A 22898-nucleotide genomic window follows, 5' to 3' on the forward strand; every position below is an offset into this window, starting at 1 on the left:
GCTTTCCTCTATATAAAAAAGGCGAGAATGTAACGCTTGCGGATATATATTCACATATAAATCCGGGCGTAACTGTTCTCGCCTTAGTTTTTGACCTCTTTTTTAAATGATCATCGTGTAGTTTGCTCCGCTCGATCCGTACGGTAGTAGTGATGATGAAAATGATGATGATGATGGATGAAGTGAGGCCCATGATGACCATGGCCATGGAAGTGAGGATGATGATGCCCATGCCAATAACCAGCGTGGTATGGCTGAGGGTCTCTTTGTTGAGATTCTTGAACACTAAAGAATTCCTTATTCATTGTTCTTTCTCCTTTCGGTGAGTAATTAGTTCATCTTATGGACGGCAATGGATTCATGATACTTGACCTAAAGAAATTGGGCTATTTATGCCGACTTTGGGGTTTCTCAGATTTGCGTATTCGTAAAAATAATCCCTACGATCTATTGAGAAATATTTACATATCATATAGATTATGTGTATATAACGTTATAATGTTTGGGGGAGATCATTACCGGTATAACAAAGCTGTCACACAAATGAAGGGAGGTGATGTTTCCGTTTTGCGTGGAGAGACAGAAACCTTGCTGATCATTTCATGGGGAGGGGTTTAGTAGATGAAGAAGGGTTTATTTGGCATGCTGGGCAAGCCGGGAAAAGTGCTGCCGTTGTTGCTGGTCTTTACGTTGCTGATCAGTTTGCTGCCGCTGGCGGCTTCGGCGGCCGACCGTGGTGCTTGGGCGCCTAATGTGTCCTATGCAATCAACGATACCGTGACGTATGGTGGAAGTACCTATCGGAATATTCAGTCCCATACCTCTTTAGTAGGGTGGGAACCGCCTAACGTGCCTGCTTTATGGCAGTTGGTTCAAGGCGGCGGAGGTGGAGGCGATACCGCGGCACCAACAGCTCCCGCGAATCTGAAGGTGAGCGGTGTCACGTCATCCAGCGTAACCTTAACCTGGTCGGCATCTTCGGACAACGTAGGGGTAACCGGATATGATGTATATCAAGGATCATCTGTGGTTCTTTCTGTAACAGGAACTACAGCTACGGTTACAGGACTTGCAGCCAGTACAGCTTATTCCTTTAAGGTGGTAGCCAAGGATGCAGCCGGAAATCGCTCCCCGGCAAGTGCGACCGTAAATGCAACGACGGCTGCAGGAAATGGAGGAGGAGGAGGCCAGCTTCCAAAGCATACTCTGACAGGGTATTGGCATAATTTTATTAATAACTCTAGCAATTTAAGAGTAAGAGATGTGCCAAGCCAATACGATATCATTGTATTATCGTTTGCTGATATGGATCCTTCTAAGCCGGGCGGAGTTACTTTTAGTGTGAATCCCTCGTTGTCGTCGGCTCTGGGCGGATATTCGAATGCGGATCTGATTGCAGATATCCAGGCAAAACGCGCGCAAGGGAAGAAGGTCATCATATCCATTGGCGGTGAGCAGGGCAATATTAATTTGAATAACGCTTCGCCTAACGTTACGAATTTTGTGGAAAGCATGTATGGCATCATCACTCAATTCGGCCTGGATGGCGTGGATATCGATTTGGAGCATGGCATGAATGTTGCGAATTTAACCAGCGCCATTCGTCAGCTGCAGCAAAGAGTGGGCAGCAACTTTATTTTGACGATGGCTCCGCAGACGATTGACATGCAGAATCAGAATACATCTTATATGCAGCTATATAATAATCTGAAAGATATTACATCCGTCATTAATGTCCAGTATTATAATTCAGGCTGCATGCTGGGGCGCGACGGTAAATGTTACTCGCAAGGCACAGTAGACTTCTTAACGGCTCTTTCCGATTTAACCTTGCAATGGGTAGCGCCCTCCCAATTAGGCATCGGCGTTCCGGCTACGCCGTCAGCGGCAGGCGGGGGATATGTCTCCCCGACGGTCGTGAACAATGCGCTGAACTGCCTGGCGACCGGCAATGGCTGCGGAAGCTATAAACCGGTTGCCAAATACCCGGATATCCGGGGAGCGATGACATGGTCGATCAATTGGGATGCGACGACGAATTATAGTTTAGCAAACACGGTCAAACCTTTTCTGAATACACTTCCTTAATTGAAGATAGAAGCTTGCCCCGGTCAATCGGCCGGGGTTTTGTTCATTTCAAGAAAGAGCACGAGTAAACATCGCTAATTTACACATGATTTATTCTCTAATTATTATGGTGCATGCCAATTGGAAAATGTGATAGATTAGTCATCGTAACCGCTTTCATGCCAAGATATGTAATTTTTAAAAAAGAGTAAAGGAGAATTCAGATGAAAAAACGTAGAAGCAGTAAAGTTATTCTTTCGTTGGCCATCGTTGTTGCATTATTGGCAGCCGTCGTTCCTAATGCCGCTTTAGCAGCGGCTCCACCAAGTGCCATGCAGTCCTATGTTGAAGCGATGCAGCCTGGCTGGAACCTTGGCAATTCTCTGGATGCTGTCGGTGCGGATGAGACGGCATGGGGCAATCCGCGGATCACGAAAGAGCTCATTCAGAACATCGCTGCGCAAGGCTATAAGAGCATACGGATTCCTGTTACCTGGGATTCCCATATCGGCGCGGCCCCAAATTATCAAATTGAAGCCGCGTACCTCAATCGAGTGCAGGAGGTCGTACAGTGGGCTTTGGACGCGAACCTCTATGTGATGATTAATGTCCATCATGATTCCTGGCTATGGATCAGCAAAATGGAGTCGCAGCACGATCAAGTACTGGCCCGTTATAATGCGATTTGGACGCAAATTGCCAACAAGTTCAAGAACAGCCCGAGCAAGCTGATGTTCGAGAGCGTGAATGAGCCTCGCTTTACGGATGGCGGAACTACGGATGAAGCCAAGCAGCAAAAAATGCTGGACGAGCTGAACGTATCCTTTTTCAACATCGTCAGAAATTCCGGCGGCCAGAACGCGACTCGCCCGCTAGTTCTCTCTACGTTGGAGGCCTCTCCCACCCAAGAGAGAATGACGGCGCTTTATAATACGATGACCAAACTGAACGACAAGAATCTGATCGCAACCGTTCATTTTTATGGATTCTGGCCGTTTAGCGTAAATATCGCAGGATATACGAAATTTGATGCGGAGACGCAAAATGATATTATAACGACCTTCGATAACGTGTATAACACATTTGTAGCAAAGGGAATCCCGGTGGTAGTCGGCGAATATGGCCTGCTTGGATTCGATAAGAATACCGGCGTCATTGAACAGGGTGAGAAATTGAAATTTTTCGAGTTTTTTGCCCAGTATGTGAAGCAAAAAAGCATTTCCACTATGCTGTGGGATAACGGACAGCACTTCAACCGCACGAGCTTCAAGTGGTCTGACCCGGATCTATTCAATATGATCAAGGCCAGTTGGACCGGACGTTCATCCACGGCTTCCAGCGACCTGATCCATGTCAAGCAGGGCACGGCGGTAAAAGATACTTCGGTTCAGCTCAATCTTAACGGGAATACGCTAACTTCCCTTTCCGTAAATGGAACGACACTGAAATCAGGCACTGATTACACTTTAAACGGCAGCACATTAACTTTTAAAGCGAGCCAGTTGACCAAGCTGACCTCCTCGGGCAAATTGGGGGTCAACGCGACGATCGTGGCTAAATTCAATAGAGGCGCCGACTGGAAGTTCAACGTAGTCCTGTACAATACGCCTAAGCTTAGCAGTACGACGGGGACTACTTCTTCCTTTGCGATTCCAACGGCTTTCAACGGGGATCAGCTTGCTACGATGGAAGCGGTCTATGTAAACGGCGGCAATGCCGGTCCGCATAACTGGACTTCCTTTAAGGAATTCGAAACGACGTTCAGCCCCGCCTATAGCGAGGGGAAAATCAAACTGCAGCAGGCGTTCTTTAATGAAGTGAACGATGCCACAGTCACGCTCAAGTTCCACTTTTGGAGCGGGGAGATCGTCAACTACACGATTAAAAAGAGCGGTTTGACGGTGACGGGTACGGCTTCATAAGCGAGTTTGGCAAAAAAGGACCGATATACTGCCTAATTTGGTATGGCCTTAGTTGAAAGTAATTGCTTCGAATAAACAGAAATAAAGCCCCGGCCAGCTGGCCGGGGCTTTATGCGTTTAGGAAGTATAAACGAATCATCAGCAATTTATTTAGCTCGTCTCAGTTCAGCAATATCGGCTTCATGTGAAACGGAGCGGATGGACAATCTTTCGAGCAATTTCTCATGCTCCTGCTGGGTTTGGAGAACGGTTTGCTGATTAGTTTTAAGTACAGATATATCCTCACGGACTTGATTCATGTGGTCCGTTAGTTCTTCTACCTTTGTATTTGTGGCAGCAACGATATGAATTAATTGTTGAATGTGCCCGCCATGACTGTTTAGCTGCTCATTGTGGCTTTGTAACTGTCCTCGGATTTCTTTGAATTCTTGGTCGTGCTCATTAAGCTTTCCTCGAATTTCCTTGAGCTGTTTATTGATCTCTTTGAATTGCTGGTGGTGGTTACTTAGTTGCTTGTTTTGGCTATTTAGCTGCTCGCCTTGGCTGGCTTGTACTGCTTTGATTTCCTTAAGTTCAACTAAGATGAGATCTAGCTTCTGGTCAATCATGAGCTCGCACCTCACTAATTTTTTATCCCCATCTTTTCAGAAAAAATAGAGAACATTTGTTTCTAGAACATTATACTATATTTTTGGTGGGCAGGATATTTCAAAATATTTGAAAAATGAAATCAAATAAAATGAACGATTTGGGTTTCATAACAGTCATAGTTATCGAAAGCGAAGCAAGGAGGTGTGTGAAGGTGAATGACCGCGAGCTGTTTGAGGCTTTCAAGGAACAAGTGTATCGTCTCTGCTACTACATGCTGCAAAATCGCGGAGATGCTGAGGATGTTTGCCAGGAGGTTTTCGTGAAAGCGATCCTTGCCGACAGGTCGCAAATTCGCGAGCTCAGGCCATGGCTCCTCAGAATAGCCGCAAACGAGTGCAACAGCCTGCTAAGAAGACGCAGGAAAGGCTGGACCAAAGAAACGCTAGCATATATTCTCTCCCGTCCGCAAATCTCCAATCCCGTCGAAGAGAGCTATGATCACCGGGAAACAAGGACAGCCTTTCATGGGCTGATCAGCAGTCTGCCGGATAAAATCCGAATCGTCGTCATTCTGCGTTTTGCCAATGAGCTGACGGTCCCGGAAATCTCCAAGGTGATCGAGATCCCGGAAGGAACCGTCAAATCCAGACTCAATCGAGGATTGGGATTGCTGCGAAACAAGCTGGGGCCGATTGAAAAGCAAAAGAAAAAAGGAGAGGATTTGGAATGGAGCAATTCCGTGAACGCCAAATAAAGCAGTATTTGCAGGAAGAACCGCGGCCGAATTACGATGCGATGTGGACGGTGATCGAGCAGGAAGCTAGCAAGCGTAAACTGGAGCAAACGCCGAATAGCTTGGGGAGATCAAGGAAGCGATGGATTTCTGCAGCCGTCATGGCTAGTTGTTTTCTGATCATCGGGGTGCCCGTGTTTGCAAGCGTGGCGCTCAATTGGGACGGTTTAAGCGGCGGGAAAAGCATAACGGCAGCTTTAAACCAGGGGTATGGCCAGCAATATGACAAGCAGGCGCTTAGCGAAGGGGTAACCATGGGACTTCATGGCGTCGTGGCGGACGATAAAAAAATGAAGCTTCTTGTTTCGATGGATCCAGATCCAACTGGTACGGTATTCGATGCTATTGAATTTGAACATATTAAAATTACTGACGCTTCCGGGAAAAGTGTGCTGCTGCAGGGCTATCTCCAATATGATGAACAAAGCGGCAAGCTGCTTGGCATTTATGAAGCGCCGAATGAGCTAAAAGGACGAAAACAATATGTGTTATCTGCTGAGAACCTCGTCTTTTATCAATATGCAGAGGTTCCTCTAAAATCCATCCCTCAGACGGGACAGACAATTCTTACGGACACCAGCCGCTATCCAAGTCTCGACATCGAATCAGTGCAGCGATCGAAGGGACAATTCATTGTCCGCTATAATGTTAAGACTACTGAAGCGAACGCGGAGCACTGGGATCCACATCTGATTCTAAAAACAAACAAGGGAGGAACTGACCAGGGCGTACGGACGATTCTTCCGCATGAAGGTTCTGGATTACTGATCCAGCAGGAGTTTGAGCTTTCTGAGCAGGAATGGACAGAAGCGGAGTTCGATTTCAGCTATCTGCGCGAGGTAAGCCGAGTCAAGGGCAGCTGGCAAATTGATTTTGAAGCGGATGGCAAGAAGGCGGCGGAGGTCCTTTTGTCCCGCAAGCTCCTCAATAACGCTGAGTTTGAGCACATAACGGGAAAAGCCTTGCAGAAGCTGATAATTACACCGCTGGAAATCAGAATCGCCTACCTGGAAGACCAGTCGATGGAACGCATGAAGGAGGGCTCTGTTTGGTATGACACGGTTCGGCTTGAGGTAGACGGCAAAGAGATTGAGGGCGTCTTTTACCTTCTAGGAGATGGGCCGAACAATTATCAGCATGTTTACCAATTCAGTTCCCCGGAGTGGTATAAAGATTGGTCAGATGCTTCGCTTAAATTGATTCTTAAGGATCCGGTCGTTACAAAACGTGATAAATCCAAAAATTGGGTTGAACTTCATCAGCCTAACAAAGAAAAGCAGTATGTGGAGATGAAGGTCGAGGACTTCTATGTAAAATTCACATACTATATGGATGGCAAAGACCTTGTTGTGGAATCGGAATCGGATGATCCGCATTTTAAAGGGATCAGCCAGACGATGCTGCGTGTAGCTGGGGAAGACGTCTACCCTAAAATGGCTCCTTCCGGACCGAACAGTTCGGGCACAAAAGTTGAACGCTACGAAAATCTGAATATATCGGAAACTTTGGAGCTAAATCCGGGATTTTATCGATATTTTGATTCGGCCCGTGACATAGAAATACCATTAATCGAAACGAAATCATGAATATTGCAGCAGCTATAGTCGCAATCTAACAGGGGATGAACATTCGGGAGGGATGAAGGTGAAGCTTCAGAATCAAGTAGCGATCGTAACCGGGGCAGCATCGGGGATGGGAAAACAAATCGCGTTGCTATTTGCGAAAGAGGGCGCGAAAGTGGCTGTGTCTGATTTGAATTTAGATGGGGCAAACGCTACGGTCGAAGAAATTACTTCACAGGACGGAACTGCTTTTGCGATTAAAACGAATGTTGCTGTGGAAGAGGATATTCAAAATCTGGTCGATACCACGGTCAAAACCTATGGAACGGTCGATGTACTGGTTAATAATGCGGGAATTATGGACAATATGGAGCCCGCAGGCGATGTAACAGACGAGCAGTGGGACCGGATTTTTGCCGTAAACACAACTAGCGTCATGCGCACGACTCGTAAGGTGCTGCCGGTTTTCCTTGAGAAGCAGAAGGGAGTCATCGTCAACGTGGCTTCGGTTGGCGGGCTGCAGGGAGCGCGGGCAGGGGTAGCGTATACGGCCTCCAAGCATGCGGTCATCGGGTTTACCAAAAATACGGGCTTCATGTACGCAATGCAAGGGATTCGCTGCAACGCGATTGCTCCGGGTGGAGTAGAAACAAATATCGGCGCTTCGATGACGGGCATAAACCAATTTGGAGCTTCAAGGCAGCAGCTCGGTATGGCCATTAATCCGCGTACGGGAAAAGCCGAGGAAATTGCCAAGATAGCCTTGTTTCTTGCTTCTGAGGATTCCAGCTTCGTAAACGGGACGGTGGTTTCGGCTGACGCAGGCTGGACAGCTTATTGAGTGAAGTGGGTTCCCTAAGATAATACACGTTTGCAAAGAAAACGTTCACGCAGCACGACTTCGGAAATTTTTCGGGGCGTGCTTTTTTGTGTCTATATTCAAGTTGATTCAATTAGAGGAAGTTCGTTCACTCAAAAAATTGAATTGAGTCTTGCTTGTTTTATATAGTAAGCTATTTCAAAAGTTATATCACACACCCGAGGTGCTAATTTATGATGCGTTTTATCCAGTCGAGCATTAGAAATAAATTAATATTGCTGTTATTATTTTCTGTCGTGGTGCCCGTAGCTACCTCTAATATCATTACGTATGTTTATACTAAAAATTCGCTAAAAAATCAGGCCATCGATATTAATAAAAAGTTAATTTCCGAAGGCAGAGAGAATTTATTAAACTATTTGGATACGATTGAAAACTCGACCTTCACACTATATTCTAACGCAACATTGGAGAATATTTTAAATCGGGGCTGGACGGACAATCAAAGTGAATCTTATATTATGACTGCCATGCAGTTGGTATCCCGGTCAGCAGAAGGGATTCATCAGGTTTATTTGAGTGTGGACAGCAATAACCGTTCATATTTACTCTATAAGGATACTTATACAAAAGGATTCACTAATCACCCTCCTATATTGGATGAACAGATTACTCCGTATGTTGCATATGTAGAATCTACGCACGAAAGTCATAATTTTGAGTTGAAGCCAGTTACTTCTGCTGACAGTAAAATGGTCTTTACTATCCATCGGCCTCTTTATATGATTCCATCTACAGAACGGATCGGAATAATCTCCGTAGATGTAAAGCTTGATATTGTTGAGAATTTAGTAGCTAGATTATTTGATAGCAAAAAAGAGGAATTGTATATTTTGGATAAGGAAGGAAGAGTTGTTTACACGTCTGGGGATTCAAAAGTCGGGGAGATTTTGACCGAAGCATGGGCGCAAAATATCGCAATGTCGACCGAAACGTTAGGGAGTCTAGAACTGAAAACTGCCGAGTTTTCAGGAATTACGATATTCTCCAAACTGGAATCATCCATGGTGGATTGGACGATCGTTAAAAGGGTGCCAGACGTTTCTTTATATGCTAACGCTCGTCAATTAGGACTTATCAATTCATGGGTGGCAATTATATTTCTTGTCATAGCTTTAGTGGCCATCGTCGTGGTTTCTGATCGTTTTACAAAACCGATTAAGGAGCTTATTCGTTGGAGCAACGCCATACAGGCTGGTAAGTTGGAGGAGACAATCTCTATTAATCGGATGGATGAGATTGGCAGCTTGGCAAGAAGATTTAAGTCGATGATGCAAACCATCAATGACTTAATCCTTAGGGGATATAAATTGAGTTTAGCCAATAAAACCAATGAGTTGAAAATATTGCAATCACAAATTAATCCTCATTTTATGTATAATTCATTGCAATCGATAGGTGCTCTCGCTTTAGAATATAATGTTCCGAAGGTATATATGTTATTAATGTCGATGGGGCAAATCATGCATTACAGTATGAATTCTAAAGAAACTACAGTGCCCTTAGCGAAGGAAATGGAGTATGTTAACTACTATTTAGTGCTGCAGAAGCAGCGATTTGAAGATGATTTGCATTTTGATATGCATATAGATAATGACACGAAAAATATAACGGTTCCAAAGATGATTGTACAGCCCATTGTGGAGAACTACTTTAAGCATGGGAAGCATAGCTCCGCTCAGGCAGGTCATATTACAATTCATACTTATTTGAATGAAGAGGTTCTTATCATCGTTGTGGAAGATAACGGGGGCGGTATCCCAGAGGAGAGGTTGAACCAGCTACGTCATGAATTATCGCGAATTCAAAATAGTGCAATCGATAGAGCAGAGCATATAGGTCTAATGAATGTATTAAACAGACTGCGGCTATACCATGGTAACCAGGCAGGGCTGGAGTTGAACAACTTAGAAAATGGGGGATTAAAGGTCACTATTCTCATTCCGTTATGGTCGAACGATGAGGAAGAGAGCACAAAATCGTCCACCTAAACACTCAGATAAATCAGTGTAGCTCCCTGATCTTAGGTTTTATACTGGTCATATCAAAGTCATTTCACCGCATATCTGACAAGTCTATAAATAGCTCAAATTTAGTAATCAAATTCATAAATATTCAAATCAACTGGCTAAACTCCTGGAAATATTCCAGGAGTTTAACTGTAAAGAAAAGATTATGCGAATGAGATGGCCTTTGAGTGACACCAGTGATACCTAAAACTATAAGATGGGGGCTGATTTTGGTGATTGATCTTAAAGGAAAACCATTTTATTTAAACGATGACGGTGTGAATTGGGTACAAGACACACTTGCAGGAATGAGTCTTGAAGAGAAGGTCGGGCAATTGTTTTGTGAAATTGTATGGGACAAGCCTGGAATGGATATCGACAGTTTATTCGAGACGATTCAGCCCGGTGGTATTATGTTCAGACCGGATTCGGGAAAAAACATTCAAAGTTCAATCAGATACTTGCAGCAGAAATCAAAAATACCGATGTTGATTGCAGGTAATTTGGAACGTGGCGGCAGTGGAGGCAATGGCGGGCTTAAGGACGGAACTTATTACGGCTCACCAATGCAGGTGGCGGCGACCGATGATGAGGAATGTGGATATAAGCTAGGGCTCGTAGCTTGTCGAGAGGGCGCTGCTGTCGGGATTAATTGGACGTTCGAACCGATTATTGATATTGATATAAATTATAATAATCCGATTACTAATGTTCGCACATTTGGCTCAGATCCTGACAGGATATTAAAGATGGCTAAGGGATATATGAAAGCTGCTTATGAAAATGAGATGGCCGTATCCATCAAGCATTGGCCAGGAGACGGCGTTGATTTCAGGGATCAGCATCTTCTGGCCAGCGTAAATTCAATGTCCGTTCAGGAATGGGATGACACCTTTGGTAAAGTGTATAAGGGGATGATTGACGCTGGAGCTAATACGCTGATGGCTTCTCATATCAAGCTTCCGGCCTATTCCAGGAAATTAAATCCGGAAATTCAGAATAAAGATATTATGCCGGCATCCCTGTCCAGTGAACTTAATAATAAGCTGTTAAGAGAGCAACTAGGGTTTAACGGACTAATTGTTAGTGATGCTACGCAAATGGCGGGATTCACTGTAGCTATGAAACGTGAAGATGCTGTTCCCACAACGATTGCTGCTGGCTGCGATATGTTTTTATTTACGATCAATCATAAAGAAGATGTTGATTACATGTTTAAAGGGATTGAGAGAGGTATTCTCAGCACAGAAAGATTAGACGAGGCGGTTACTCGCATTCTGGCGCTGAAAGCCTCGCTCAAATTACATGAAAAGCAAGCGAGCAATACACTCGTCCCTGATGAGAGCGCCTTAAGTATATTGAAATGTGACGAGCATATACAATGGGCTAAAGAGTGTGCTGATCAGGCAATAACGTTAGTGAAGAACACAGAGGGATTAATTCCGATATCCCCTGAACGCTGTAAAAAAGTTCTTCTTTGTGTTGTCACTAATGAACCAACGGATGATGCCGGTTTTACACCTGAAGCATTGAGATTTAAAACCAGGCTTGAAGAGGCTGGATTTCATGTCGACGATTTTAATGCAGAAAGCATGCCGGGCGGCTTGAGAGGCAATATTAGCATCAAAGAGCTGGGGGAGAAATATGACCTCGTTCTTTATTATGCCAATATGCGTGTGGCCAGCAACCAAACGAGCGTCAGAATTACATGGTCTGACTTTTTGGGTGAAGACGCTCCAAAATACGCAAGGGATATCCCCGTTATTTTTATCTCTACATCAAACCCGTATCATCTTCTGGACGTGCCTATGGTTTCCGCTTATATCAATGCCTACAGTTCTAACACATATGTAGCCGAGGCTTTGGTAGAAAAGTTAACAGGAAAGTCAGAGTTTAAGGGAATTAACCCGGTAGATCCATTCTGCGGACTTTGGGATACAAGACTATAGACGAGAAACGAAGGTACTATTGAGATGATTATCAAAGTATTATCGAAAATGGTTAGTATAACTTTCGGGCTAATGATATTGGCTATGGGGGTTGTAATGTATCTGAAATCTGGATTGGGAGTAGATTCTTTTACCGTATTTTGCGAAGGATTATCTAAGACTTTGGGCGTCTCAATTGGGAGCGCACTACAGATTTTTCTTATGTTGTTAGTTCTGGTTGTATTTTTTATTGATCGGTCGAGGCTGGGAATCGGTACGATTATGCATGCTCTTTTGGTTGGCTTTTTCATAGATTTATTGCTGCGGCTCAATATTCCTTCCCCGCAGAATATTATAATATCCTTTATTGTGCTTCTAATGGGCATTCTTTGTGTTGGAAGCGGCTTGGCAATATATATAAGGGCGGGGATGGGGGCTGGTGCCGTCGATGCCATAATGATGATCGTGTATAAAAAGCTAAACATTAATTTGAAGTGGGCCAAGCTGGGAATTGACAGTGTGCTTGCTGGGACAGGATTTTTAATGGGGGGAAGCTTGGGAATTGGAACTGTTCTAGGAGTACTATTAACAGGCACAATTGTCGAAACCATTCTTAAACTGCTAAATTCGGCCCAACCAAGCTCCCGGGGGAATAATGCACTTTTGTAAAGATAATTGTAATTTTGAATAAGAATTAAAAAGGCGGTTGGCGATGTCGATATTTAAAGCAGCAATTTTTGATTTAGACGGAGTCTTGGTCGATACGGCCAAGTATCATTATTTTGCATGGAAACGTTTGGCTGATACGCTCAACATTACATTTACTGAAGAAGACAACGAACGATTAAAGGGCGTAAACCGAATGAAGTGCCTGGATATTATTCTGGAAATTGGGGGCGTGTCTCTAGGTGCAGAAGTGAAGCTTGAACTGGCAGAGAAAAAGAATAACTGGTACAGAGAGTATATTCATAACATGGATAAATCGGGCTTGCTGGCGGGAGCAGAGGAATATATTCATAAATTGAAGTCCCAAGGAGTACTAACCGCGATAGGCTCGGCCAGTAAAAATGCGAAAGCCATTCTAACCCGGACAGGGATTATTGAGGCTTTTGATGTAATTGTTGATGGGAATATGGTGCAAAATGCCAAACCTGATCCAGAAGTGTTTGTGAAGTGCGCGAATTTACTAAATATTACGTCGGATAAGTGTGTAGTATTTGAAGATTCACAGGCTGGGATTGCGGCAGCTAAGGCAGCAGGGATGAAAACAGTTGGCATAGGTAGTGAGGAAATATTATGCGAAGCTGATTTTATATTTACCAATATGTTGGAGGTAGAGCTCCCGCTATTTTAAAAGTACTGGGTATTCACAATCCATATAAAAGTTAAAGAAGAGGAGCAAAAATCTGCAGCGATGTGGCTGCAGATTCGCTCCTCTTTTTATATGTTCAATCCATTATTGCGTAGATTCGTTGTTACGGTAATCTGTAGGCGATAGTCCAGTAAGCTTTTTAAATACTCGGCTAAAATATTTTTCATCATCATAGCCTACAGCACTGCCAACTTCAGCAATTTTCAAGTGAGGGTTCAATAACAGCACTTTAGCTTTATCTATACGGATTTGACTTACATAATTAACAATTGTAATTCCAAATTCCTGTTTGAATCTGCGCGAAATGTGCTCCCGATTCAAATGAAATTGATTAGCTATATCCGATAGCGAGACATCCTGGTAGTTCTTTCTGATATAGTTTGATATTTCGTGAATGACATTATTACTATTCATTTGATATTTTATTATTTTTATGGAACAAACTATAAGATCATCTATAATATGCTCCTGTAGTTGCTGTAGAGAAAATTTTCTGTTTTGATCAAGTGGAAATGGAAGGTAATCACGCTTCTGATCCGGCTCTAATTCCTCAATATAATTATTTGTGAATTCTTCGATCCACATCTGTTTGGCTAATTGGTATTCCTCAACCCACCACTTATATTGCATAAAAGTAATATGATCCTTTGTATATAAATGATCAATCCATTTCTGAACAGCGGCTCGTATTTGTCCTGTGTTCCCACTGCGCACTGCGAGCCGTAACCCCTCTTTATATTCACCGAAACCAAGGGAGCTAAATTGTGTGCTAAAGGAAGTTTTACCAGAATGAATTCGGGACGAAGATGACATAAGTAAATTGCAATGCTTTAGTGAGTTTATAGCTTCCTTGTAGGAAGTTGATAAATTTGCAGGGAAAGCTGTTGGCGAACCAAGGCCAAATTCGAGCTGATCACCTGATATATCCCACAGCAATTGGTTAATTTTGGATAAAATAAAATCTATATCCGTAAAATCATTCCAATGTAAGATGACTATTTCATCAGGATGAATGATGTTTCTAAACACGTAGCCTTTTTTACGCTCCCATAAATATTGATTACACAGCTCAATGACACTAGCAGCGGTCTTCTCTTTGTTGCTTACTAAATCGATATTCGTGACAGTGACTTGGCATGTACCAGTGTGGCACAGCTCTAAAAAATCATTATTCATAGTATTATTGATTACTGTGTCTGGAAACAGCAATAAATTTGAAAGTAATTTATCGAGATAGACTGGCTTTAATTCATTAACGACTGTAACCAGTTCCTGGTGTTCAGCTTTCATTTTTCGAGACTCATTACGCTTGTCTATAGCTTTCTTTAATGCATCTTCCAGGTGCTGTGGATTTATAGGCTTTAACAAGTAATCAATAGCCCCATGCTGCAGTGTGTGCCTAACAAAATTAAAGTCATCAAAGCCGCTAAGCACAATAATGTTGGATTGGATCTGGTGAAGCTTCATCCAATCCATTAGCTCCATACCATTTTTTAAAGGCATCATCATATCCAGAATTATGATGTCAGGCTCTCCTGATTTAAGTATTTCGATCGCTTCTTCTCCATTTTGAGATTCCTCGATTGTATTGATATTTAAGGAATCCCAATCCACCAACAATCGAATTGATTTTCGTACATGCTTCTCGTCGTCTATGATCAATAGTTTCATGATGTCCTCCGTGTTCTTTAATATGATTATAGAAGACTTTTTTCCTTCATGCACCATTTCCTGCACTGTTTGACTCAATAAAATCCACCATCTTCGTCTGTTTCCTGAGTGGGAGTATGGGTGGTCGGTCTTTAAACTAGTGATAAGGATCGACATTATCCGCTAAAAATGAGAAGGGGGAAAGCATATGCATGTCGGGAAAGATTCAAAATGGATGCAACAGCTTGTTTTTATAGGACCAGCTGTGCTCATCTTTAGTTTGGTTATTATAGCTCCATTTTTGCTTGGACTTTATTATTCCATGACGGATTGGAATGGAGTTTCACCGAACATTAACTGGGTGTGGTTTGACAATTTTAAAAAGATCTTTATGGAGGACAAGGATTTTGCCAATTCGTTCTGGTTTACGACGAAAATTACAGTAACCATTGTTATATTAACTAATTTACTGGGTTTTTTTATTGCTTATATGCTTGTTCAAAAGTTAAAAACGCGTAATATGCTCAGATCCGTTTTTTTCATGCCAAACGTATTGGGTGGATTACTGCTAGGCTTTATCTGGCAATTTATATTTGTGAGGGGCTTTACTACACTGGGGGCTCATTCTGATTTCTTCTTGTTTAATTTGGCATGGCTTGGTACGGAAGCAACTGCATTCTGGGGTCTGGTCATTGTAAGTGTATGGCAAGGAACGGGTTACGTAATGGTCATTTACATTGCAGGACTATCAAATGTACCGGAAGATTTAAAAGAAGCCGCATATGTTGATGGGGCAAAGCGCAGGCAGATGCTGCGTCATGTCATCCTTCCCATGATTATGTCCTCTATTACTGTTTGTCTTTTCTGGACGATAAATCATACGTATAAGATGTATGATTTGAACTATTCTTTAACGAATGGCGGGCCATTTAGATCAACTGAATCTGTATCTATGAATATTTATATAGAAGCCTTTGCGAATAACCGATACGGTCTCGGAACAGCCAAAGCATTTATATTTTTTATAGCGGTAGCCCTAATAACAGTTATTCAAGTATACCTGACTAAAAGAAGGGAGATTCGCATGTGATGAGCACTTTTATGTCCAGGAATAAGCTTCATTTAGTTGAAGTGGTTGTCATCCTTCTAGCTTTATTCTTTTTGATTCCATTTTATTTTGTGCTGGTTAATTCATTCAAGTCGATGCCGGAGCTGCTTAAGAACACGGCCTCGATTCCAGAAATCTGGAGATTTGCAAACTATCAACGTGCTTGGGATATACTGAATTTACCATTAGCTATAACCAATTCCTTAATAATTACAATAGTTAGTACAGTAGGCTTGACTACTATTGCATCAATGTGTGCCTACCGGATGGTTCGGAAACCAAGTAAATTCAATAATATGATGTTTTCGCTATTCGTAGCGGCGATGGTGATCCCCATTCAGGCGATCATGCTCCCACTCGTTAAAATATTGAATGTACTTGGGATTATCAATAGCATTCCGGGACTAGTGGTAAGCTATATTGGGCTGGGTATTGCGTTCTCGACGTTCTTGTTCCATGGATTTGTAAAATCCATACCGTATGAAATAGAAGAGTCGGCGATTATTGATGGATGCTCACCTTATCGTGTATATTGGAGCATTGTATTCCCGCTATTAAAACCAATGACAGTTACAGTTGTTCTGCTGAACACCCTTTGGTTTTGGAATGAGTTTTTGTTGGCACAGCTCATACTGCTTAAGCCTGAGTTGCGAACCATTCAACTGGCAATTAACTCTTTGTTCAGCGAGTATACGAAGCAATGGGATCTGGCATTGGCCGCCTTAGTAATGAGTATTACACCAGCAATCGTGTTCTTCTTTTTTCTCCAACGACACATCATTGAGGGTGTAACTGCTGGCGCTGTAAAAGGTTAATATCGAAGGAATGTTTAGGGCTGCTCAAAATAATCCACTTGTTTGCTCAGTATTTTCGGTGTACAACCTATTTGGCAAACGATGATAATAAAGGCGTAGTCACATATATACTATAGGGGGTAGAAATATGAAGCGCATAAAAAGTACTCTTATGCTGATGTTATTAGTACTCGTGGTTATTGCTGGTTGTTCTCAAAACAACAGCAGTGCCGGCAATAAGGGTGCAAATGGTGTGAGCGGTGATAGTAGCGGAGGAAATAACAAGGAGAATATTACACTCAAAATATTTAATGCCAAGACAGAAATTGTGGATCAATTAAACGAGTTAAAGCAAGATTATGAGCAAGAACATCCAGGTGTCAAATTACAGATTGATACAGTGATAGGTACTGACTATGCTTCTGCACTTAAAGGTAGATTTGCAGGTAATGAAATGCCGGATATATTTGTAAATACGGGTTATACCGAAATGGAAACCTGGATCGACCATCTAGAGGATTTATCAAATGAGCCATGGGCACAAAATGTTGTGGAAATTGCCCGGGAGCCAATTACGAAAGATGGCCTTCTGTATGGAATGCCTATGAACTTGGAAGGCTACGGCTTTATATATAATAAGGATTTATTTGAACAAGCCGGTATTAAAGAAATTCCTAACACAATCACGGAGTTAAAGGCAGTAATTCAGAAGCTCGAGGAGTCAGGAATCAAGGCTTTTGCTACATCCTATCAAGGTATTATTCCGGGACGCTTTGGCGTCAATGTACCGTTTGCAATGCAAGGGGATCCGGTGCAGTTTATCCGGGAAATCAATGATGGAACAATGAATTTCGTAGATAACCCTATTTTTAGAGACTGGTTAGATCTGATTGATCTGGAATTAAATCATTCCGTTCAAAATCCAATGACCACCGATTACAATACACAGGTTACGTTATTTTCAAGTGGGGATGCAGCTATCATATTTAATGGGAACTGGATCCAGCCGATGCTTAACAATTTAAATGATAAGATGAACTTGGGTATTATGCCTGTACCGATTAATGACGATGTTAAGCTGAATGATCATATTTATGTCGGTGTACCCAACTTCTGGGTTGTTAATAAAAATTCCGAAGTCAAGGATCAAGCGAAAGAGTTTTTAAATTGGTTGGTCACCTCGGAGACTGGACAACGTTATATTACGGATGAGTTCAAATTCATTCCTGCATTCAATAACATTGAGGCTGATTCTGAAATCATTGGTGATCTAGCGGCAGCGGTACAGTCTTACGTAATGGAAGGCAAGACATATGGTTGGCATTGGCCAAGATACCCGGTTGGCGTAGTTCCAGAGTTTGGCTCAGCTATGCAAAAATATTCTTCTGGTTATCTTGATCGGGATCAGCTGTTGATTGAGCTGAAGAGTGCTTGGGATAAATTTAAATAGCCATGTTCAACATTTAAAAGTGTACTTGTATCTTAGTATCTTATTATAGTCGATGAGCTGATAAAGTCTCCCTTAAGACTCCAAAGTCGGAGCCAAGGGAGGCTTTGTTTACAATTATTGACCCAAGACCTACGAAATATGCTGACGCAGGCTGCCAGTGCTGCTAAGCCCGGTGCACTCCCTGAATGCGAACTGCTTGCAGCCAAGGCATTTTTGGAATTGCAGATTTTCCAAGGCATAGTTTAGGGCTTCTCCCGTGTGCTCAAAAAATCGTTTCTCGCCAATCATCGCATAACCGCCGGTTTTGAGAAGCAGCTCTTTGGGCTGAGGCTTGATGCCGGAAATGAGAACGATGACGCCGCGCTGCATCAGACGCTGAATCAGGCTGATAAAATTGGCCTCCCCCGTGGTGTCCATGAAGGGGACTCTACCCATACGCAGCAGCACAACCTGCAGGTCGGGGTCACCGAGCAGCTTCTCCTCCAATTTCTCCAGGACATGGGTGGCCCCGAAGAAAAGCGTTCCTTCAATCGTATAAATGCCGAGCTGCGGACAATTCCGCTCTTCGGATACCATATGAGCCTGCACCTTCTCTTTGCCCGAGGTGTGGTCAGGCAGCATTTTATTAACCGCAACCATACCGCTCATCCGTTTCAAGAATAGTATGACCGCCAGGGCCAATCCGGCTTGAACAGCGACTGTCAAGGTTGTAAATACGGTGAGCACAAAAGTAACGAGCAGGATCAGCGAATCCCCTGTCCGCATTTTGAGCATATGGGTAAAGTTCTTGTATTCGCTCATGTTCCAGGCTACGACCATTAATATAGGAGCCATGCTGGCCAGCGGAATGCTGGAAGCGTAAGGCGCGAACAAGACAACGATCAGCAGAACGACGATGCCGTGAATGACCCCGGATAGCGGGGAAGCCGCACCGTTCTTGATATTCGTTGCTGTCCGGGCAATTGCGCCAGTAGCAGGGATGCCTCCGAATAGCGGCGCCGCCATATTGGCTACCCCTTGCCCGATTAATTCCCGGTTGCTGTTATGGCGGGTTCCAGTCATTTCGTCGGCGACGACGGCGGATAAGAGCGACTCAATGCTCCCCAGCATAGCTATGATCAAAGCGGGCTGCAGCATCAGGAGGATGCGATCCCAGGTGAAATCGAGCGGAGCGAAGCTCGGCAGTCCTGCAGGAATAGGCCCGTAGGCTGCACCAATTGTCGTTAACTTGCCGGGGAACAGCCAGGCGGCAATCAAAGTGGAAACAATGATGCCCACGAGAGATCCAGGCACCTTGGGCAAAATTTTAGGAGTTAGAATAAGAGCAGCCAAGCATATGCCGGCAATCAGCACGCTGTACAGGTTCAAAGAGGATATCCGCAGGAATATTTCTTTCATGTTATAGAAAAAATACTCATGGCGCTCCACTCCCTCAAGTCCAAGAAAGTTAGCGATTTGTCCGCTGAAAATAATGACCGCAATCCCGGAGGTAAACCCGATGGTGACCGGCTTCGGAATAAACCTGATCAGCGATCCCAGCCGAAGGAGCCCCATCAGCACAAGGAATACGCCCGCCAGAAATCCGGCGACCAGCAGGTTTTCGTACCCGTACTGCATGACGACCGCCAGCAGAACCGGAATAAACGCTCCGGTCGGTCCGCCGATTTGGAATTTAGATCCGCCGAGCAGAGAGATTAGAATCCCCGCTATGATCGTTGTGTACAGCCCATACTCGGGTTTTACTCCCGAAGCAATGGCAAAAGCCATCCCTAAAGGAATGGCGACAATCCCGACGATACAGCCCGACACTAAATCCTTGCGGAACGCTTGTGCAGAGTAACCACTAAATCGTCCTACCCATTTCATTTTGTATAACCTTCTTTTCTAATCGTTAAATTTGTTTATTGATATCCTCCAGCAGAGATATGGATTCTACTAAATGGTTGTTGAAAATTTGTCTGGCTACCGCGAGCAGGTCGCTGATCAATGGATCACGAAGCGAGTAAATCACGGTTGTGCCTTCCTTGACGGTATTGACCAGGTTCTTGGCGCGAAGCACGGCTAATTGCTGGGATACCGCCGAGCCCTCCGATTCCAGCATCGTCTGAAGCTCGTTCACATTGCGTTCTCCTTGGCTTAATATTTCCAAGATGCGGATTCTCATCGGATGAGCAAGCGCTTTGAAAAAATCGGCCTTGAATTGCTGTATGCCTTTGTCCATAACGAAAAAATCTCCTTGGTTTCATATATTCATATATCTGAAATTTTGAATATTTGAATCAAAGCTCATGATAGCATGACAAACGCCGTTTGTAAATGACGTATGTACAAAACAAAGAAAGCTGCGAAGGCCGCAGCTTTCCTAGTATCCCTTTATCTCCAGCGTTATTTAGGCATGATCCAGACGATTTCGCAGATGCGAACCAAAAATTTCTTGCCGCGTGCATCCAACACCACATGATCCGGCTTGACGTCGGCGATACAGCCGTCGATTCCTCCGCGAGTCGTCTCCAGCACCACATAGTTGCCGACATTGGCTCTTAGCGCATCGACCACGCACGGGTCGACCAGAGTTACTGCCAGAGGATGATGGCCATGGCCTCCATGATGAGACATGTGATGATGGTGATGCATTGGATAATAATGATTCAAGTGATTCACTCCCATTTCAAATGATACGGCATTCTATGCGAATGACTAGTTCGCCGTATGGGCGCTAGCCCACCGAAGGAGCGAAAAGTAAAACCCGGGAAGGTTTACTCCCCGGGCAATCTTTCCTGATCAGCTACCGATGCTCGACGAGGTCGATGGCTCCGAGCACGATATGGGCCAGGCCAAAGCCAAGAGCGCCGGTGGCGGCAAGCTTATACTTGCTCCGAAGCAGTGAGACGGCTGAAGCGGATACTACGGCTCCAAGAACAGTAGGAATCAAACCTTCACGCATGCATAACACTCCTTTGGATTCAGTTGGAAAGACAAGGTTATTCTGATTCGTCCAAATGCAAATTATGCATAGGATTGACAATAGATAGTTGCTATATCTATAATTGTTATACATATAATAAATCGCGCGAGGAGGCGTTCAGCGTTGCGGATCAAGGATTCCCTTGGCTATATCATTACGAACACCGGACGAAAAATCACCCAGCATTTAACCCAGAGATTCCATGAATTTGGCATCACATCCGAGCAGTGGGGCGTGCTGCAGACACTGACGGAGGAAGAAGGCATCACGCAAGCAGAGCTGTCCCGGCGCACCGAGAAAGACCCAACCAACGTCACTCGTATTCTTGACCAACTGGAGAGGAAGGAATTCATACGCAGAGGAGCCAACAAGGAGGATCGGCGATCCTATCTGATCCATGTCACAGAGAGCGGCAGAAGCTTAAGTGAGAAGCTTCTGCCGATCGAGGCAGAGTTTACGCAGTCGTACTTAAAGGATTTGACCGTAGAAGAGCTTGCGCTGCTGCGCCAGATTTTTCAAAAAATAAATGAACGTCTATAGACCCTGCGAAGCGTCTATCCCCCAAATTCAACATAGAAAGCAGGAATACGATTTGAGAGAAACCAGCTTATGGAACAAGAACTTCTTGCTGATTTGCTTCAGCAGTTTTTTTGTGTTTATGACCTTTTATATTTTGGCGGTAACGCTGCCGACCTTTGTGCTGGAATCGCTGCATGGCAGCCAGAAGGGAATCGGCCTCGTAACAACAGTGTTCGTTATCGCGGCCGTCATCTTCCGCCCGTTAGCCGGCAAGTGGCTGAATGAGCTGGACAACCGCAAAATCATGAATGTTTCACTCATTCTGTTTGCGGTCTGCAGCGCCTTATATTTGATTGTGCACGGCTTTGCGCCGCTGCTCGTCCTGCGCGTCATTCACGGGGCGGCCTTCGGCGTTGCGGCGACGACCACCTCGGCGATTGCAATTAAGCTCATTCCAGAGAAGCGCAAAGGCGAAGGGATCGGTTATTTTACGCTCTTCATGAGTCTGGCAATGGTTTTCGGGCCGTTCCTTGGCTTAACCATCATTACCCACTTTAGTTTCCCCGTGCTATTCATCATGTGTCTTATATTCTCGGCACTATCTTTGGCCTGCGGCCTGCTGCTGCAAATCCCTGGCGAGCCGGAACCTAAGAAGTCTGGCGCTGCCTCATCCTGGCATTGGAGCAACTTCATCGAGACGAAGGCGATTCCGATTTCCATTTCCGGCTTTATGCTCGCTTTCTCCTATGGCGCGATTTCTACGTTCATTTCGGTTTATGCCAAAAGCCTGGGGATGGAGCCGTTCGCCAGCTACTTCTTCATCGTCTTCGCCGCCCTTATTCTCATTTCCCGGCCATTCACCGGGAGATTGTTCGACCGTAGAGGCGAGCATGTGCTGGTATATCCGGGCCTGCTCTTCTTCGTTGTCGGCATGATCTGGCTCAGTCAGGCCGATAGCACCTTTGCCTTCCTTGCGGCTGGCGGCGTAATCGGTCTCGGGTACGGCGCTTTGCTGCCCAGCTTTCAGGCGGTTGCGATCAAGTCGGCGCCGATCCAGCGCAGCGGGCTGGCTACGAGCACCTACTTTGTCTTTTTTGACGCAGGCTATGGCGTGGGTTCCTATGTCCTTGGCGTGGTAGCCGCGATGACCAGCTACGGCACGATGTATTTCGTCGGTGCGATGGTGGTCGCTTTCACCACCTTGCTGTACTATGCGCTGCATCACCGGAGACAGGGCAAAGAGCAGGCGGGCGAGACATCCGCATAGGTGCGCGCAGCACCAGAATAG

The 22898-nt window shown here is 44.4% G+C and carries 20 protein-coding genes; 14 read left to right on the top strand and 6 right to left on the bottom strand.

The annotated features are described in order from the left end of the window. Positions 1-621 precede the first annotated feature (621 nt). Together MKX50_RS03535 and MKX50_RS03540 are read left to right on the top strand one after the other, a co-directional pair. Positions 622-2088 (top strand): glycosyl hydrolase family 18 protein, encoded by a 1467-nt coding sequence (locus MKX50_RS03535; RefSeq protein WP_339158436.1) that lies wholly within the window; start codon positions 622-624, stop codon positions 2086-2088. 203 nt (positions 2089-2291) lie between these two features. Then, entirely contained in the window at positions 2292-3989 is a 1698-nt protein-coding gene (locus MKX50_RS03540) for a cellulase family glycosylhydrolase (RefSeq protein WP_339158437.1), read from the top strand. 146 nt (positions 3990-4135) lie between these two features. Here MKX50_RS03540 and MKX50_RS03545 read toward each other — a convergent pair whose 3' ends face one another. Further along, the gene (locus tag MKX50_RS03545; RefSeq protein WP_339158438.1) at positions 4136-4597 is read right to left on the bottom strand and encodes a hypothetical protein; all 462 of its coding nucleotides are present in this window, start codon (positions 4595-4597) and stop codon (positions 4136-4138) included. Positions 4598-4791: 194 nt separating this feature from the next. Here MKX50_RS03545 and MKX50_RS03550 point away from each other — a divergent pair, with 194 nt between their 5' ends. The 7 genes from MKX50_RS03550 to pgmB all read left to right on the top strand — a co-directional run bounded on the left by MKX50_RS03550 (position 4792) and on the right by pgmB (position 13106). Then, positions 4792-5334 carry an RNA polymerase sigma factor gene (locus MKX50_RS03550; protein ID WP_213595145.1) on the top strand — a complete coding sequence of 181 codons (543 nt, stop codon included), beginning with the start codon at positions 4792-4794 and terminating at the stop codon, positions 5332-5334. Continuing rightward, positions 5307-6959: a DUF4179 domain-containing protein gene (locus MKX50_RS03555; RefSeq protein WP_339158439.1), complete on the top strand. Its 1653-nt coding sequence runs from the start codon at positions 5307-5309 to the stop codon at positions 6957-6959. The genes MKX50_RS03550 and MKX50_RS03555 overlap by 28 nt, the downstream gene beginning before the upstream one ends. A gap of 58 nt (positions 6960-7017) precedes the next feature. Next, on the top strand, positions 7018-7776 hold the full coding sequence (locus tag MKX50_RS03560; protein ID WP_339158440.1) for an SDR family oxidoreductase: 759 nt from the start codon (positions 7018-7020) through the stop codon (positions 7774-7776). Positions 7777-7988: 212 nt separating this feature from the next. Next, positions 7989-9806 (top strand): sensor histidine kinase, encoded by a 1818-nt coding sequence (locus MKX50_RS03565; protein WP_213595139.1) that lies wholly within the window; start codon positions 7989-7991, stop codon positions 9804-9806. Positions 9807-10057: 251 nt separating this feature from the next. Further along, the gene (locus tag MKX50_RS03570) at positions 10058-11773 is read left to right on the top strand and encodes a glycoside hydrolase family 3 N-terminal domain-containing protein (RefSeq protein ID WP_244996887.1); all 1716 of its coding nucleotides are present in this window, start codon (positions 10058-10060) and stop codon (positions 11771-11773) included. A 24-nt stretch (positions 11774-11797) separates the two neighbouring features. Continuing rightward, entirely contained in the window at positions 11798-12421 is a 624-nt protein-coding gene (locus MKX50_RS03575; RefSeq protein WP_213595135.1) for a YitT family protein, read from the top strand. Between the two features lie 43 nt (positions 12422-12464). Next, positions 12465-13106, top strand: coding sequence for a beta-phosphoglucomutase (gene pgmB / locus MKX50_RS03580; RefSeq protein WP_213595133.1), 642 nt, complete (start codon positions 12465-12467; stop codon positions 13104-13106). A 102-nt stretch (positions 13107-13208) separates the two neighbouring features. Here pgmB and MKX50_RS03585 read toward each other — a convergent pair whose 3' ends face one another. Then, a complete protein-coding gene (locus MKX50_RS03585; RefSeq protein WP_339158441.1) occupies positions 13209-14795 on the bottom strand; it encodes a response regulator in 1587 nt (528 codons plus the stop codon). Positions 14796-14982: 187 nt separating this feature from the next. On the opposite strand from MKX50_RS03585, the gene MKX50_RS03590 reads away from it, so the two are divergent. From MKX50_RS03590 to MKX50_RS03600, 3 genes are all read left to right on the top strand, one after another. Then, a complete protein-coding gene (locus tag MKX50_RS03590; protein WP_213595129.1) occupies positions 14983-15864 on the top strand; it encodes a sugar ABC transporter permease in 882 nt (293 codons plus the stop codon). Beyond that, positions 15864-16697, top strand: a complete 834-nt coding sequence (locus tag MKX50_RS03595; RefSeq protein ID WP_213595127.1) for a carbohydrate ABC transporter permease — start codon at positions 15864-15866, stop codon at positions 16695-16697. Before MKX50_RS03590 ends, MKX50_RS03595 begins: the two co-directional genes overlap by 1 nt. 127 nt (positions 16698-16824) lie before the next feature. Continuing rightward, positions 16825-18126: an ABC transporter substrate-binding protein gene (locus MKX50_RS03600; RefSeq protein ID WP_213595125.1), complete on the top strand. Its 1302-nt coding sequence runs from the start codon at positions 16825-16827 to the stop codon at positions 18124-18126. Between the two features lie 129 nt (positions 18127-18255). On the opposite strand, the gene MKX50_RS03605 is transcribed toward MKX50_RS03600, so the two are convergent. From MKX50_RS03605 to MKX50_RS03620, 4 genes are all read right to left on the bottom strand, one after another. Continuing rightward, complete coding sequence (locus MKX50_RS03605) at positions 18256-19992, bottom strand: SulP family inorganic anion transporter (protein WP_339158442.1); 1737 nt, start codon at positions 19990-19992, stop codon at positions 18256-18258. 25 nt (positions 19993-20017) lie between these two features. Continuing rightward, on the bottom strand, positions 20018-20347 hold the full coding sequence (locus MKX50_RS03610; RefSeq protein ID WP_155611822.1) for a metalloregulator ArsR/SmtB family transcription factor: 330 nt from the start codon (positions 20345-20347) through the stop codon (positions 20018-20020). Positions 20348-20511: 164 nt separating this feature from the next. Further along, entirely contained in the window at positions 20512-20742 is a 231-nt protein-coding gene (locus MKX50_RS03615) for a DUF2642 domain-containing protein (protein WP_230873867.1), read from the bottom strand. A 169-nt stretch (positions 20743-20911) separates the two neighbouring features. Then, positions 20912-21070, bottom strand: coding sequence for an asparagine synthase (locus tag MKX50_RS03620; protein ID WP_213595121.1), 159 nt, complete (start codon positions 21068-21070; stop codon positions 20912-20914). Between the two features lie 144 nt (positions 21071-21214). Here MKX50_RS03620 and MKX50_RS03625 point away from each other — a divergent pair, with 144 nt between their 5' ends. Then, the gene (locus MKX50_RS03625) at positions 21215-21631 is read left to right on the top strand and encodes a MarR family transcriptional regulator (RefSeq protein ID WP_213595119.1); all 417 of its coding nucleotides are present in this window, start codon (positions 21215-21217) and stop codon (positions 21629-21631) included. Positions 21632-21683: 52 nt separating this feature from the next. Further along, positions 21684-22877 carry an MFS transporter gene (locus MKX50_RS03630; RefSeq protein ID WP_213595118.1) on the top strand — a complete coding sequence of 398 codons (1194 nt, stop codon included), beginning with the start codon at positions 21684-21686 and terminating at the stop codon, positions 22875-22877. The last annotated feature ends 21 nt before the right edge of the window (positions 22878-22898 follow it).

Origin of the sequence: Paenibacillus sp. FSL W8-0186, from assembly GCF_037969765.1 — a bacterium.
Taxonomy (GTDB): Bacteria; Bacillota; Bacilli; order Paenibacillales; family Paenibacillaceae; genus Fontibacillus; species Fontibacillus woosongensis.